The following is a 14434-nucleotide window of genomic DNA, read 5'->3' as shown; positions in this document are numbered from 1 at the left end:
TTCATTCGACCACTTGCCACGGGACGCGACAACCGTCTCGCGGCAGCGAATTTCGGACGGACCCCTTCCAGTCTTGAGCCCGCCGGAAAGCTCCGGTGTAGGACCCTGGTCACATAAATAATCGCGGCCACTGTTCCGGGTGCTCGTATGAGCGGGTCCCGGGGCAACGGCACCACTTCCCTGATCCAGAGGTTGTCATGTCCAGCACGACCGAAGGTCCCACGGACCATACCGCGGAGCATCCCGCGGCCCGAGAACACGACCCCCGCAAGGCCTGCAAAGCGCTGATCGGCGCCTACGTGGGCACGTCCCTCGAGTGGTACGACTTCTTCCTGTTCGGCCCCACCGCGTCCATCGTCTTCGCGCCCTTGTTCTTCGGCGGCGAGGACCCCGCGCTGGCCGTCCTGCGGTTCGTGCAGGGCATGGCGGTCCGCGGCGAATGGGGCGGCGCCACCCTGCTGGCCGTGGAGAACGCCCCTGAGCACAAGCGCGGTTTCTCCGGCGCGGTGGTGCAGCTGGGTTCGCCCACCGGCACCATCCTGTCCTCCATGATCGTGGCCGCCGTGGTGGCCCTCTCGGGCGAGCGGTTCCTCGAGGGCGCGTGGCGTATCCCGTACCTGATCTCCATCGTCCTGGTCGCCGTGGGCGTGTGGATCCGGCTCAAGATCGACGAGACGGAGGACTGCAAGCAGGCCGAGGTCGCTCGGTCGGCGACGCCGCACGAGAAGCAGAGCGCGCCCGTCGCCGACACCCTGCGCGCCGCTCCCGGTCGCCTGATCGTGGGTATCGGCACCTACCTGTTCGGTAACGCCGGCTTCTTCGTACTGACCACGTTCATGATCAGCTACGTGACCAAGCAGCTCGGTCTGCCCTCCACCGTGATCCTCACGGCCATCGCATGGGGTGCCGTGGTGCAGATCGTGGTGATGTTCATCGCGGGCAAAGTCGCGGACAAGACCTCCCCGTCCATCGTGGAGGCCGTCGCCTACACGATCGCCGCGCTCGTGGCTTTCCCCATTTTCTGGCTCGTGGACACCCGGGACACCGCCCTAATTACCGTGGCCATGATCTTGGGACTCGGCTTCGCCTCCATCCCGTACGCCCCCGTGGGCACCGTCCTGACCCAGTTGTTCCCGGTCAAGGTCCGCTATTCGGCCATCGCGCGCGCTCGCACCCGGAGGGTGCACCCGTCGTGGATGCGGGTGGGCGTTACCTCATGCCGGGGCTCATCGAGTCCCACGGGCATCCCGGGATGTATGCCTGCCTGGCCATGAAGGCGGACTGCAGGCCGTCCGTGACACCGCGAGCGAGCGATGTCGTCAAAGCGATCCGCGAGGCCGCACAGGAAGCTGAGGCGGGGGAGTGGGTGCGTGGGTGGGGCTACGACGAGCACCGGATGGACGGGCCCGGACGACCTGCTGGCCGGGAGGCGGGTGGCCCTGGCCGACTTCTCCGCGTGGGGGATCACCACCGTCCACGACATGAGCAGCGGCCCCCTGGAAATGGGCGCCTACCAGCGGCTGCACACCGCGGAAGAGCTGACCACGCGCTTCCGGCCGTGGCCCCCATGGTTGGGCGTGCCCTGAGCAGTGGGCTGCGGGGGGCGATCCACGGGATCGGGGACCGCGCCGTGAGGCAAGTCTTGGACCTCATCGCGGCGTCCTCGACCGCGTTCGTGTAGGAGCTCGGAAATTCACACATCAATAATTTGGGCCAGGAGCGCATGAACCGCGACGGTCGTATCGTGCACCGGGGGCGGGTGTAGCGCCGTTCCGGTCTGTCATGCGGTGACGGCGCGGCGTTCCAGTGCCGACGCCGCATCCGCACGTCATTCGCGAGCCCGCACCAAAGTCTGAGGCACGCCGAGGCTACCTCACGGGGTCGAACGTGGCCTCGGCGTGCCCGAGAACTTCCAGCGATGGGCGTTACAGTGCCCGGCCCGTCACTTCACCGTACCTTTGGGCTGCGGCGGGGTGGTGCCCTGCCCCGTGAAGTAGGCGATCACGCGCCCGTCGGCCTCCAGGACGACGTCGCAGATCTGATTCCTGCCGAAGCTCACCCGGCGCGTGGCGATCGCGGTGATCACCTGGCCGCTGTGCGCGGGAGCCGTGAACGTGATCTCGGCGTTGCGCGTGAGGATGGGGGAGCCGGCGGTCGCGCAGCAGTACGCGAGCGTGGTGTCCGCCAGGGTGAACAGGTATCCGCCGTGGCAGACACCGTGGCCGTTGGCCATGAAGTCGGACACGGTCATGGACATGGTCACTCGGCCCTGTTCGATCTCACCGAGGTCCATGCCCAGGTGCAGGGGTGCGGGATCGTTGCGCAGGATCTCGTGCAGGAGTTCACGGATGGCGGTCATGTCGGCGGGGTCTGCGTACACGGTCACCCTTCGGTGCGGGGCCTGGCCGGGCCTGGAGGACCACTCCCGGGTACGGGGTGGGGCGATACGAGAACACTCTAGAGTGCGGCCACCACTGGGCGGGCGCGTCCGATTTCTGACAGGCTGGCAACGGCTCCCGCGTCCCGTCGGTGCCGTCCAATGACCAGGAAGGGGTGGCACGTGAGCCGTGTCCACGAAGTCAAGGTCCAACGGCCCTTCCGCGCCGTCGAATCGGCCATCGGGAGCCAGGACCTGCCGGAGGTGGCGCGCTTGCTCGCGGAGCTCACGGTGGGGGAGGTCGTGGACCTGTTGGAGCGGCTGGGAGTGCGCCAGCGCGCCGTCGCCTACCGGATGCTGGCCAAGGACCGCGCGGTGACCGTGTTCGAACGTCTCGACGCGCCGCTGCAGCGCGAACTCGTGACGGGTCTGCGGGACGAGGAGGTCGCGGGCGTCGTCGAGTCCCTGGACACCGACGACCGCGTGAGTCTGCTGGACGAACTGCCTGCGGCCCTGGCCACCCGGCTGTTGAAGGGATTACCGCTCTCCGAGCGCGAGCTCACCGCGGCGGTGCTCGGCTACCCGGAGAACTCGATCGGGCGGCGGATGAACCCCTCGTACGTCACGACCCACCCCGACCTGACGTGCGCCGAGAGTCTGGAACGGGTGCGCGGGGAACTGGAACGCACCCGCAATGTGTACACGGTCATGGTCACGGATCCGCAGCGGCGGCTCCTGGGCGTGACTAGCCTGCAGCGACTCATGGCAGCCCCTCCGGACACCCTCGTCTCACAGGTCATGGAGGAGGCGGACCGGGTGTCCGCGACGGAACCCCGGGAGCGGGCGGCGCGCCAGTGCGCGGCCCTGCGGGTGCTCAGCCTGCCCGTCGTGGACGACGAGGACCGCCTGGTGGGCGTGCTCACCGTGGACGACGCCCTGGACATTCTCGAGGACGCCGAGTCCGAGGACCAGGCGCGGCTCAGCGGTTCCGAGCCGTTGCGCAGGCCGTACCTGTCCACCCCCGTGTTCCGGCTCGTGCGCTCGCGCGTGGTGTGGTTGTTGGTGCTCGCGGTCAGCGCCGTGCTCACCGTACGGGTGTTGGAGACGTTCGAGTCCACCCTGGAACAGCTCGTGGTGCTGTCCGTGTTCATCCCGCTGCTCACGGGCACCGGCGGCAACACGGGTAACCAGGCGGCGACATCCCTGACCCGCGCGCTCGCCCTGGGGGATGTGCACACCCGGGACGTCGTCAAGGTCATGCTGCGCGAGATGCGCGTGGGACTGTGCCTGGGGCTGTTGTTGGGCGGACTGGGATTCGTGATCGTGGGGTTGATCTACGGGTGGGACATCGGCGCGGTGATCGGGCTGACACTGCTGGCCCTGTGCACGTTGGCCGCCACCGTGGGGGGATGTATGCCATTGATCGCACGCGCCATCGGGGCGGACCCGGCCGTGTTCTCCAACCCGTTCATCTCCACGTTCGTGGATGCCGCCGGGCTCGTGGTCTACTTCCTGATCGCCCGGGCGATGCTGGGGCTGGCCTAGAGCGGGAGCACCCCCAGGCCGGAGCCATTCACCCCGGTGCCCGGAGCGCCCTGCAACGCCGCAGTGGTCAAGCCCTCCGAGTACACCCCGCTGTCCGTGCTGGGCTTGATCCACGTGCTCAACCAGGTGCTCCCGGCGGACGTCCTGCACGTGGTGCCCGGCGGCGGCGAGGTGGGCAAGGCGCTGTCCGAACACGACGGTGTGGACAAGATCATGTTCACCGGCTCCGCCAAGACCGGCCAGGCGATCATGCGCTCGGCCGCGGACGGGCTCGCACGACTGACCCTCGAGCTCGGGGGCAACGATGCCGGTGTGGTGCTGCGGGACGTGGACCTGTTCTGGGGCGCGTTCATCAACACGGGCGAGACGTGTGCCGCGCTCACGCGCCTCTACGTCCACGAGGACGTCTACGACTCCGTGTGCGAGGCGCTCGTCGGGGTGGCGCAGCAGATGCCCATGGGCAATGGCCGTGAGGAACAGAACGTCCTGGGTCCGCTGCAGAACAAGCTGCAGTACGACATCGTGGCCGGCCTGGTGGAGGACGCCAAGCAGGGCGGCGGGCGGGTCCTGATCGGCGGGGACCCCGAACCGGATCAGCCCGGGTACTTCTACCTCATGACCCTCGTGGCGGACCTGCCGGACGACAACCCGTTGGTGGGCCAGGAGCAGAAGGGCTGCGGCAACTCCTCCGGCGACCCTTCTGAAAGCCTTCCTCGGGAATGGTGTGCGGGGGAAGGATGTTGTGGGTACTGACTAAGTATCAACAGCTTTCGACGAAGGGAAACATATGCCCACCCTGTTCGACCCGATCACCGTAGGAAAGTTCGAGCTCGCGAATCGTGTGGCCATGGCGCCGCTGACCCGGATGCGTTCCGACGCGGACGGCGTACCCAAGGACATGAACGTCGAGTACTACTCGCAGCGGGCGTCCGCGGGCCTCGTGGTCACGGAGGGGACGTTCCCGGCCGTGACGAGCCGCGGGTTCTGGGGTCAGGCCGGCATCGAGACCGCCGAGCAGGCCCAGGGCTGGTCCCGGGTGGCGGACGCCGTACACGAGAAGGGCGGCGTGATCTTCCTGCAGATCATGAACGCCGGGCGGGTCTCCCACCCCGAACTCACCGGCGGCCCCCTGCCCGAGGCCCCCAGCGCGATCGGTGTGGACCAGGCGGTGCACGTGCCCAGCGGCAAGCAGCCCATGCCCACGCCCCGTGCCCTGGAGACCGACGAGCTGCCCCGCATCAAGCAGGAGTTCGTCGCCGCGGCCCGCCGCGCGGTGGACGCCGGGATCGACGGCGTGGAGATCCACGGCGCCAACGGCTACATCCTCCACGAGTTCCTCGCCCCGTCCTCCAACCACCGCACCGACGAGTACGGCGGCTCCCCGCAGAACCGGGCACGGTTCGTGATCGAGGTGGCGCGCGCCGTCGCCGAGGAGATCGGCGGGCAGCGCGTGGGGCTGCGGATCTCGCCCGAGCACAACGTCCAGGGCGCGATCGAGGACGACCACGACGACGTCGTGGCCACCTATGACGCGTTGCTCACCGGTCTGCGCGGACTCGACCTCGCGTACCTGTCCGTGCTGCACAAGGACGTGGACGGGGAGTTCGTGCGGGACCTGCGCCGTGGCTTCGAGGGTGTGTTCTACCTCAACAGCGGCTTCAGCGTGGTCACCGAACTCGAGGAGGCGGAGCACATCATGAGCGCCGATCTCGCGGACGGCGTGGTGGTGGGCCGTGAGCTCATTGCCAACCCGGACCTGGTGGAGCGCTGGCGTGACGGGCTGGAGCTGAACACCCCGGACTCCACGACCTTTTACGTGGGCGGACCCAAGGGGTACGTGGACTACCCGTTCGCGAAGGTGGCGGCCCGGTAGGCACGGGTTCCTTCAGGAGGGTGGCAGCCGTCTGGACGGACGGCTGCCACCCTCCTGCGTTTCTTGGGTCGTGACTGGCGCCTCAGCCCGGGGACCCTCGGGCGAGCGGCTGACCCCCTGCTTTAGCTGAGCACATGTCGATTCGCGGGGGGGGGTGATGCTGCTTTTGCTCCACTTCGCATTCCTCGACTACGTCAACCGCACAAAATAGCTGACCCTTGATCGGCCCCAACAACCGCTCGGGCTCGACGAATTGCCCTGTATCAGCCTCGGCGCCACGTCGCGGCGGTGACCGAAGTGATCGGCGTCAGACCCGCGCGTTCGAGGATGGGCCGGAAATACTCCGTGCAGTCGACGTGGACGAAGCGCTTACTTCGGACCTGGGCCGACCTGGCGCGCTGGGCCACGAGGGTGCAGTAGAGACCGCGGCCCGATGGCCCCCGGGTAGCATCGAGGTGTCGTCAGGGGATTATCCGCGCGTGTGGTCGGGTGCGCGGCGTCGGTCGTACCCAGGAGAATCCGTGAGCACTCGCCCACCCGCCGTCCCCGAACCTGCCCGGGACTCACCGTCCCTCTCAGCTGCGGGCGGATGGCCCTTCCTCATCACCGCGCTGGTTGGCAGGCTCCCCGCCGCCACGGTGCAATTGGGTCTGTTGCTGTATGTGAGCGGGGCCGGTCTGGGCCTGGGGCTCGCGGGGATCACCGTGGCCGCCGCGGGACTGGGTTCCGCCGTGGGCGCGCCCGTGATCGGGCGGTTGGTGGATCGCTTCGGACCCCTGCCCGTGGTGCTCGCGGCCACCGTGGTGCAACTGCTCGGGATGGGATTGTTGCTCGCCGTGGTCCTTCACGACGCGCCCCGGTCACTGATCCTGGTGTGCGCCGCGGTGGTCGGCGCCGCGAACCCCCAGGTGGGAGCCATCGCGAGGGCCCGCTGGTCCGCCCTGGCCAGGCGCCGGGACACCCCCGGCCTGGTGGGCAAGGCCCTGGGGTACGAGACCGCGTGCGACGAGATCAGCTTCATCCTGGGGCCCGTGATCGCCGGGATCCTGGTGGGTGTACTCGGCCCGAATCCGGCGCTCTTGGTGCTCATGACGTGGGTCGTGGCGGGTCAGGGGTGTTTCATCGCCTATCTGGTGAGCTGCCGCGGCATGAGGGTGGACACGCAGACGCCCACCCCCACCGACGGCACCGCCCCACGGATCCGCCTGAAGGCCGTCCTCCCGCCCATGCTCGCGTGCCTGTGCGTGGGAACGGTCTTCGGCTCCACGCAGACCGCACTCACCGCGATCAACGCGGCCCGAGGGACCGATGCCTACACGGGCATCATCTACGGCTTCATGGGGCTGGGCAGCGCCGTGGCGAGCGTGCTGGTGTCCCGGTTCCCGGAGCGCGTGCCGCTCGCATGGCGCGTGGCCGGCGGAGCACTTCTCGTGGTGCTGGTGTCCGTCCTGCTGCTGCCGGTCCCCGGCTCGGTGGGTCTGGCGCTGCTGTTCACGGTGATCGGCCTGGGCGTCGGCTCCATCCTGGTCAGCGCCTACACGCGCGGTGAGCGCGTGGCCCCGTCCCACCGGATCGCGAGCGTCATGACCATGCTCACGACCTGCCTGGTCCTGGGGGTCTCCTTCGGCTCGGCACTGGGCGGGGTCCTGTCGGTCGTGCCGCGGCACGGGTTCCTGCTCACCCTCGGGGCCGGGGTGGCCGCCCTGCTGGTCTCGGTCGCCATCCACGCGACCCGCCCGCCCGGACGCCGCCGGGACGTCTGAGGACGGGGTCAAGCGGCGTCGTCGTCCCCGTGCTCGGACGACGACGCTGCGCCGCCTCCGCGACCCACCGCACCTGACGACGGGCAGACGGAAGGCGCGACCGGGGAGCTCCCGACCGCGCCTTCCACGGAATGGCAGTGCGATGACCAGAGCCCGGAATCAGCGACCCGCGGCGTTGCGCTTGTCCAGTGCCACGACCTCGAGAGCCTCCGTGCGGCTGGTGTGCAGGTCGTCGATGTTGCGCAGCGAACGGGACTTGGTCTCCTTGGCCGTGAGTGCGGCGATCACCGAGATCAGACCGGCGGCGCAGACCACGAGCGCCACGTTGAGCCAGGCGTCGCCCTCGGCGCCGGCCACGGCGGTGGCCAGGAAGGGGGTCACGCCGCCGGAGATCGCGAAGCCGATCTGCGTGCCCAGCGCGAGCCCGGAGACGCGCACCCGGGTGGGGAACATCTCGGCGTAGAAGGACGGCCAGATGCCGTTGGCCATGGAGTAGAACACGCCGGAGAGCACCGCACCCAGGAGGAAGATCAGGACCCAGTTACCGGAGGACACCGCGCCCAGATAAGGGAACATGAGCAGCGAGGAACCGATCACACCCATCACGAAGATGGGCTTGCGGCCCACCCGGTCCGCGAGCAGCGCCCACGCGGGGATGGTGAACAGGGCCACGAAGTTGGCGAGCACGGACACCCACAGCATGGTGGAGCGTTCCAGGCCCACGACCGAGGTCGCGAAGGACAGGGACCACACCAGGAACACCACGTTGACGGTGTTGATCAGCGCGGCGGCGGCGATCCGGATCACGGCGGCCTTGTGGTACTTGAGCATCAGGGCCAGCGGGGTCGCGGGCTTCTCGCCGGGGGTCTCGGCCTGGGCGTCCTCGAAAGCGGGCGGCTCCTCCAGGTGGCGGCGGATCAGGTAGGCGACCAGGACCACCACGGCGGAGATCCAGAACGGGACGCGCCAGCCCCAGCTGAACAGCTGCTCCTCGCTCAGCAGCAGGGTGAACGGGATGAACACGGCGGTGGCCAGCAGGGTGCCGAACTGCGTCCCCTGCAGGGTCCACGAGGTGGTGAACGCACGGTGGCGGTCGTCGGCGTGCTCCAGGGACACCGAGATGGCACTGGCCTGCTCACCCGAGGCGGACAGGCCCTGGATCACGCGGCACAGCACGAGCAGGGCGGGTGCCAACAGGCCCACCTGGTCGTACGTGGGCAGGCACCCGACCAGGAACGTGGCGCCACCCATCATGAAAAGGGTCAGCATCAGGACGAACTTGCGTCCCATCCGGTCACCGAGCGGGCCCATGATGAGCGCCCCCAGCGGCCGCACCACGTAGGCCACGCCCACGGTGCCCATGGCCAACAGGATGGCCACACCCGGGGACGCGTCCTTGGGGAAGAACAAGTGGTTGAGCACGAGCGCCGCCGCGGTGCCGTACACCGCGAAGTCGTAGTACTCGAGCGCGGAGCCGATCCAGCTGGCCAGCGCCGCCTTCTTGGGGGTCTTGACGTTCTCGGGGCGTGCGTCGGTCAGTTGTCCCGACGACGCCGACGCCGCCGGGGCCGGCGGGTGGATCGGCTGATCCGGTCCTGGGGTCGTGCTCATGAGCGGGTCCTTCCGTGGGGCGTCATCGCGTGAGTAATTGCCAAATAATGAAAATCACTTCCGAATACTTGAAACCAAGAATGGTGTGGGTCACACTGTTCGTCAAGTGGTCGAGAAAAATGTCCGTTAGCGAATCAGGAGTTGAGCGTGAGCCCCAGTGCATCGCAGCCGCGCGTCGCGGCGTCGGCGGCCCAGGAACCGGCCCAGGAACCGGAGCAGGAATCCGGCCGGGAACCGGAGCGAGAAGGCGACCGGGAACCGGGTCGGGAGTCCGGAAAGGGTGGGGCCGGTGGCCGGTCCCGGGCCGCTGACCGTTCGGGAACCGTGCGCAAGGGGCTCGCGCTGCTCGAGATGCTGGCCGAGTACCCCCACGGGGCGACCGTCGGGCAACTCGTGGCGGACTCCGGCTACGCGTTCAGCACGTGTTACCGCTTGCTGAGCACCCTCGTGGACGCCGGGTACGCGGAGTACGAGCCCGCGACCAAGCAGTACCGGTTGGGTCTGCTGCTCTTCGCGATGGGACAGAAGGCGGCCACGGCCAGGGGTTACGCCGGCACCGCGCTGCCCGTCATGCGGGAGGTCGTGGAGGCGACCGGTGAGAGCTGTCTGCTGGCCGTGCTGGACGGGGACCGTTTCCTCACCGTGCACACCGTGGACGGCCCGCACCACCGCATCACCACGGACCCGGGGGACCGGGGGGAGCTGCACACCTCCGCACTCGGCCGGGTGCTGCTGGCTTTCACCGCACCGGACGTCCGCGAGGACCTCGTGGCGTCCCTCGACCTCAGCACGCGCACGGAGCGCTCGCGCACCGACCGCGAGCGCTTGCGCGCGATCCTCACGCAGGTCCGGGAGCAGGGGTGGGCCCTGCAGGACCAGGAGCACGACGACGGCATGGCCGCCCTGGCCGTGCCCGTCATGTCCCCAGGTGCTCCCCTCCAGGCGGCGCTCGCGCTCGCCGCGCCCGTACACCGGTGCGATCCCACTGAGCTCATCCAGAACGTCCCCCTGTTGCGGGAGGCCGCGGACCGACTCGCGGTGGTGCTTCCGCAGCGCAGCTGATGTTCGGGTCCGGGCTCCCTGGGCCCTGAATTCGCACCTCTTGACCACGGCACACACTCCCCGGAAGGAGTCCCATGTCCACTCGCAACGAGTCCTACCTGGTGGGTTTGATCGGCGACGGCATCACCCAGAGCCTCACCCCGTCCATGCACGAGGCCGAAGCGGACCGGCACGGTCTGCGCTACCTCTACCGCCCCGTGGACCTGGGGGTGATCGGACGCCCCGGCACGAGTGTGGGGGACCTCTTGCGGGCCGGGCGTGATCTGGGGTTCAACGCCTTCAACATCACGCACCCGTGCAAGCAGCTCGTGCTCGAGCACCTGGACGAGATCGATCCGCGCGCCGAGGCCATCCAGGCCGTGAACACGGTGCTCATCCGGGAAGGAAAGTTCATCGGGTACAACACGGACTGCTCGGGGTTCACCACCGGATTCGGGCACGGTCTGCCCGGCGTGACCGTGGGGTCCGTGGTGCAGTTCGGTTCCGGCGGGGCGGGGTCCGCGGTGGCCGAGGCCCTGCTGTCCCTGGGTGCGCAGCGGCTGTGTCTCGTGGACGTGGACGTGGCCCGCGCCGCCGAGCGAGCGAGCGAACTCGCCGCCCGCTACCCGGACGCGGTGGTGGAAGCCGTCACGGCCGAACGGGCCACGGAGCACATCGCGGCGGCCGACGGCGTGGTCAACGCGACCCCGGTGGGGATGCACCACCACCCCGGGACGCCTTTCGACGTGGGTCTGTTGCGACCGGAGCACTGGGTCGCGGACGTGATCTACCTTCCGCTCGAGACGCCCCTGGTACGGGCGGCGCGGGCTCTCGGGTGCTCGGTGCTGGACGGTGGACACATGGCCGTGGGGCAAGCAGTAGATGCGTTTGCATTGATCACGGGGGTTGCCCCGGACAGTGCCCGCATGCGCCGGCACTTCCTGGAGCTCACCGGCCAGGGCGACGACGCCGTTACCGTCCCCGCGTCCGCTCCCGAGGGTGAGCGCAACCACGAGAAACAGGAGGGTGTCCTGTGAGGACCAGTATCGCCACGGTGTGCTTGTCCGGAACCCTCGAGGAGAAGATGCGGGCGGCGGCCTCCGCCGGGTTCGACGGGATCGAGGTCTTCGAGCCGGACCTGGTGGTCTCGCCGTCGTCGCCCGAACAACTCCGAGAGCTCGCAGCGGAGCTGGGGCTCTCCCTGGACATGTACCAGCCGTTCCGCGACGGCGTGGAGGTGGCCCCGGAGACGTTCCCGGATTCCCTGCGCCGACTGCGCGCCAAGTGCGAACTCATGAACCGGCTGGGCACCACGGTGCTGCTCGTGTGCTCGAACGTGGCTACCGGTGTTCTGGACGACGACCAGGCGATCGCTGAGCAGCTGCGGACCGCGGGCGACGTCGCCGACGAATACGGGATCGACCTGGCCTACGAGGCTCTCGCGTGGGGCGCGCACGTCAACGACTGGCGCCACGCACACCGGATCGTGGAACTCGCGGACCACCCCCGGGTCGGGACGTGCCTGGACAGCTTCCACATCTTCTCCCGCGGGGACACCGTGGCCGGGGTGGAAAAGTGCGACCCGGACAAGATCTTCTTCGTGCAGCTCGCGGACGCGCCCCTGCTCCAACAGGACGTGCTCTCGTGGTCGCGCCACCACCGGGTCTTCCCGGGTGAGGGGGACTTCGACCTGGTGGACCTGCTGGGCCGCCTGCACGAGTGCGGGTACGCCGGGCCCGTGTCCCTGGAGATCTTCAACGACTCGTTCCGGCAGGCGGACGTCTACCGCACGGCCGTGGACGGGTTGCGGTCCCTGCGCTGGCTCGAGGACCAGACCGCGGACGCCGTGCGCGACGCCGGCGGGGAACCCGAGCGCGAGCCGCTCGTGCTCACCGATCTGCCCGCTCCGCAGACCCCCGACGACTGGGACTTCGTGGAGCTGCGCACCCGGGAGCTCGGGCGCGTGACCCGGTTGCTACATCAGCTGGGGTTCTCCCTGGCCGGGCACCACCGCTCCAAGGACTCGGTCCAGGCGTGGACGCAGGGGCCGGTGCGGATCGTGGTCTCGGAGGACCCGGGGGCCACCGTGCAGCCCACGCGGCTCGCGGCCCTCGGCTTCCAGGTCGCGGATCCCGACCTCGCCGCGTACCGCGCGGAACGCCTGCTCGCCCGGGCCGTGGATCGCGCCCAGCAGCCGGACGAGACCGTGCTGCACGGCGTGCTCGCGCCGGACGGGACGGAGTTATTCTTCGGCCCGCACGGCAACCATGGGGTGCCCCCGTGGCTCGGGGAGTTCGGCGCGGACCAGGACGACGCGGCGTCGGGCGCCCTGATCACGGGCGTGGACCACGTGAACCTGGCCCAGCCGTGGCAGCACTACGACGAGGCGGTGCTGTTCCTGACGTCCCTGCTGAACCTGCATCCCACGTCCTCGCAAGAGGTCGCGGGGCCGTCCGGACTCGTGCGCTCGCAGGTCATGCGCTCGGAGGGCAACACCGTGCGGATCCCCCTCAACGTGGCGCCCATGGCCGCGGAGCAGGGCGCCTTCACGGGCGCGGCCTACCCGGAGCACGTGGCGCTCGCGTGCTCGGACGTCGTCGCGGTGGCACGCCGGGCACGACGCCGCGGGCTCGCCTTCCTGCCCGTGCCTCGCAACTACTACGAGGACCTCGTGGCCCGCTTCGATCTGGATGCGGAGTTCGTGGCCGAGCTCGAATCCCACGGGCTGCTCTACGACCGGGACGAGCGCGGGGAGTTCCTGCACTTCTACACGGCCACGCTGGGCGAGGTGTTCGTGGAGGTCGTGGAACGCCGCGGCGGCTACGAGGGCTTCGGCGCACCCAACGCTCCCGTCCGACTGGCCGCGCAGTACCGGGAGTTCGGAGGCTGAAACGCACAGTGCGCCCACGGTGCTGTGTCAATGGTGGAATCACCTCCGCGTGCTGTCGTGCCGGTGGGAACATGGGTGAGAACTTGTCACAGGGGGTGCAATCCCATGAACCGTGGAGCTGCGAACCGGCCGCCGATCGACACCATCGTCACGGAACGTGCGGTGCTCGAGCCGTTGACGGTGGGCCACGCCGTGGAGATGGTGGAGACTCTGGGGCACCCCTCGTTGTACGAATTCATCGGCGGGACCCCGCCCTCGCTCGCCGAACTCCGGAGACGGTACGCACTCCAGAGCATCGGCCATTCCGAGGACGGTTCGCAATGGTGGCTGAACTGGGTGGTGCGCCCACCCGGGAGCACAGTACCGGCCGGTTATGTGCAGGCCACGGTCGAGTCCAGGACGAGAGGCGCTGAAGCGGACCTGGCGTGGGTGATCGCGCCGCAGTTCCAACACAAGGGCCTGGCAACGGCAGCGACGGACGGCGTCATCCAGTGGTTGAAGACTGCCGGTATCGAGATGTTTGCGGCATACATCCATCCGAACAACGAGGCATCCAATTCAGTTGCTCGCCGGGTGGGGATGCATCCCACCCCGACGGTCGAAGACGGAGAGATCCGTTGGGAGCTCGTGTCTCCCACAACCTTCTCTTAGTGAGGGCACGTCGGGTTGCGGAGCCCGACGGTATTCTCGCCGACCGCGTCAAGAACCGCTTTCGGATGAATGTCGGTACTCGTCGACGAGAATCCCCATCTGAATCTCGTCGTGGAAGGCCCCATTGTGAAACGCGGCCGCCCGGCGGACGCCTTCCGTGACGAAGCCGGCCTTCTCATAGGCGCGCCGTGCCCGGGTGTTGTAGGCCCATGTCTGTAGCTCCACCTTGTGCGCCCCGAGTTCTTGGAAGGCGTAGCGGAGCATGACCTTGGTCGCGTCGGTACCGTATCCACGCCCCACGAAATCAGGCCCGATGACGATCGCATATGTTGCGATGCGCGCCGGCAGTGTGGCACCCCACAATGTCGCATGCCCCACCAGATCGCCGTCGACGTTATCGATGCTGAAACCGGCGCCACTGGCCGCATCATTCGCGCTCCATCGAGCGAACATGTCAGCGATCGACGTTCGCGGACGTGGTTTGATCATGGGTTGTTGAAGGGCCGCCCACTCAGGACGTGACCACCAACCGGTGAGAACCTCGATATCCGCTCGCGTGGTGGAACGCAGCTGAACAGTGGTGCCGCGCAACAACCGGGTGCCGTACTCCAGGGCCGCCTCTGGCGTGCTCAGGGTGTCCTTGGTCATCTGGGCATTGTATGGGCTAGTCCGGAACGCGGGGA

Annotated in this window: 12 protein-coding genes and 2 pseudogenes; 11 read left to right on the top strand and 3 right to left on the bottom strand. The window is 68.6% G+C overall.

Features of this window, described 5'->3' with window-relative positions; translation table 11 throughout:
• Positions 1–197: 197 nt before the first annotated feature.
• From HBK84_RS11995 to HBK84_RS12955, 3 genes and pseudogenes are all read left to right on the top strand, one after another.
• On the top strand, positions 198–1274 hold the full coding sequence (locus HBK84_RS11995) for an MFS transporter (RefSeq protein WP_167319011.1): 1077 nt from the start codon (positions 198–200) through the stop codon (positions 1272–1274).
• Positions 1217–1357 (top strand): annotated as a pseudogene (locus HBK84_RS12960) (hypothetical protein); the annotation flags it as partial. The gene HBK84_RS11995 and the pseudogene HBK84_RS12960, both read left to right, overlap by 58 nt.
• A gap of 13 nt (positions 1358–1370) precedes the next feature.
• The gene (locus HBK84_RS12955; RefSeq protein ID WP_240919152.1) at positions 1371–1586 is read left to right on the top strand and encodes a hypothetical protein; all 216 of its coding nucleotides are present in this window, start codon (positions 1371–1373) and stop codon (positions 1584–1586) included.
• A gap of 356 nt (positions 1587–1942) precedes the next feature.
• On the opposite strand, the gene HBK84_RS11985 is transcribed toward HBK84_RS12955, so the two are convergent.
• Positions 1943–2380, bottom strand: coding sequence for a PaaI family thioesterase (locus tag HBK84_RS11985; protein ID WP_035965755.1), 438 nt, complete (start codon positions 2378–2380; stop codon positions 1943–1945).
• 180 nt (positions 2381–2560) lie between these two features.
• Between HBK84_RS11985 and mgtE the strand changes: the two genes are divergently transcribed.
• The 4 genes and pseudogenes from mgtE to HBK84_RS11965 all read left to right on the top strand — a co-directional run bounded on the left by mgtE (position 2561) and on the right by HBK84_RS11965 (position 7558).
• Complete coding sequence (mgtE, locus tag HBK84_RS11980) at positions 2561–3922, top strand: magnesium transporter (protein ID WP_240919005.1); 1362 nt, start codon at positions 2561–2563, stop codon at positions 3920–3922.
• Between the two features lie 54 nt (positions 3923–3976).
• Positions 3977–4597, top strand: a pseudogene (locus HBK84_RS11975) (aldehyde dehydrogenase family protein); the annotation flags it as partial.
• 112 nt (positions 4598–4709) lie between these two features.
• Positions 4710–5795, top strand: coding sequence for an alkene reductase (locus HBK84_RS11970; protein ID WP_167319009.1), 1086 nt, complete (start codon positions 4710–4712; stop codon positions 5793–5795).
• Positions 5796–6316: 521 nt separating this feature from the next.
• Complete coding sequence (locus tag HBK84_RS11965; RefSeq protein WP_167319008.1) at positions 6317–7558, top strand: MFS transporter; 1242 nt, start codon at positions 6317–6319, stop codon at positions 7556–7558.
• Between the two features lie 159 nt (positions 7559–7717).
• Here HBK84_RS11965 and HBK84_RS11960 read toward each other — a convergent pair whose 3' ends face one another.
• Positions 7718–9169 (bottom strand): MFS transporter, encoded by a 1452-nt coding sequence (locus HBK84_RS11960; RefSeq protein ID WP_084118221.1) that lies wholly within the window; start codon positions 9167–9169, stop codon positions 7718–7720.
• A gap of 147 nt (positions 9170–9316) precedes the next feature.
• Between HBK84_RS11960 and HBK84_RS11955 the strand changes: the two genes are divergently transcribed.
• The 4 genes from HBK84_RS11955 (at position 9317) to HBK84_RS11940 (ending at position 13751) form a co-directional block, all read left to right on the top strand.
• Positions 9317–10231, top strand: coding sequence for an IclR family transcriptional regulator (locus tag HBK84_RS11955; RefSeq protein ID WP_240919004.1), 915 nt, complete (start codon positions 9317–9319; stop codon positions 10229–10231).
• Between the two features lie 74 nt (positions 10232–10305).
• Entirely contained in the window at positions 10306–11247 is a 942-nt protein-coding gene (locus tag HBK84_RS11950; protein WP_167319007.1) for a shikimate dehydrogenase, read from the top strand.
• A complete protein-coding gene (locus tag HBK84_RS11945) occupies positions 11244–13100 on the top strand; it encodes a bifunctional sugar phosphate isomerase/epimerase/4-hydroxyphenylpyruvate dioxygenase family protein (protein WP_167319006.1) in 1857 nt (618 codons plus the stop codon). The genes HBK84_RS11950 and HBK84_RS11945 overlap by 4 nt, the downstream gene beginning before the upstream one ends.
• Before the next feature lie 105 nt (positions 13101–13205).
• On the top strand, positions 13206–13751 hold the full coding sequence (locus HBK84_RS11940) for a GNAT family N-acetyltransferase (protein ID WP_167319005.1): 546 nt from the start codon (positions 13206–13208) through the stop codon (positions 13749–13751).
• 48 nt (positions 13752–13799) lie between these two features.
• On the opposite strand, the gene HBK84_RS11935 is transcribed toward HBK84_RS11940, so the two are convergent.
• The gene (locus HBK84_RS11935) at positions 13800–14399 is read right to left on the bottom strand and encodes a GNAT family N-acetyltransferase (protein ID WP_167319004.1); all 600 of its coding nucleotides are present in this window, start codon (positions 14397–14399) and stop codon (positions 13800–13802) included.
• Between the last annotated feature and the right edge of the window lie 35 nt (positions 14400–14434).

The sequence above is a fragment of the Kocuria sp. KD4 genome, from assembly GCF_011769905.1.
GTDB lineage: Bacteria > Actinomycetota > Actinomycetes > Actinomycetales > Micrococcaceae > Kocuria > Kocuria marina.
The sequence above is the reverse complement of the archived record's forward strand: the minus strand, read 5'-3'. Positions and strand labels throughout refer to the sequence as shown.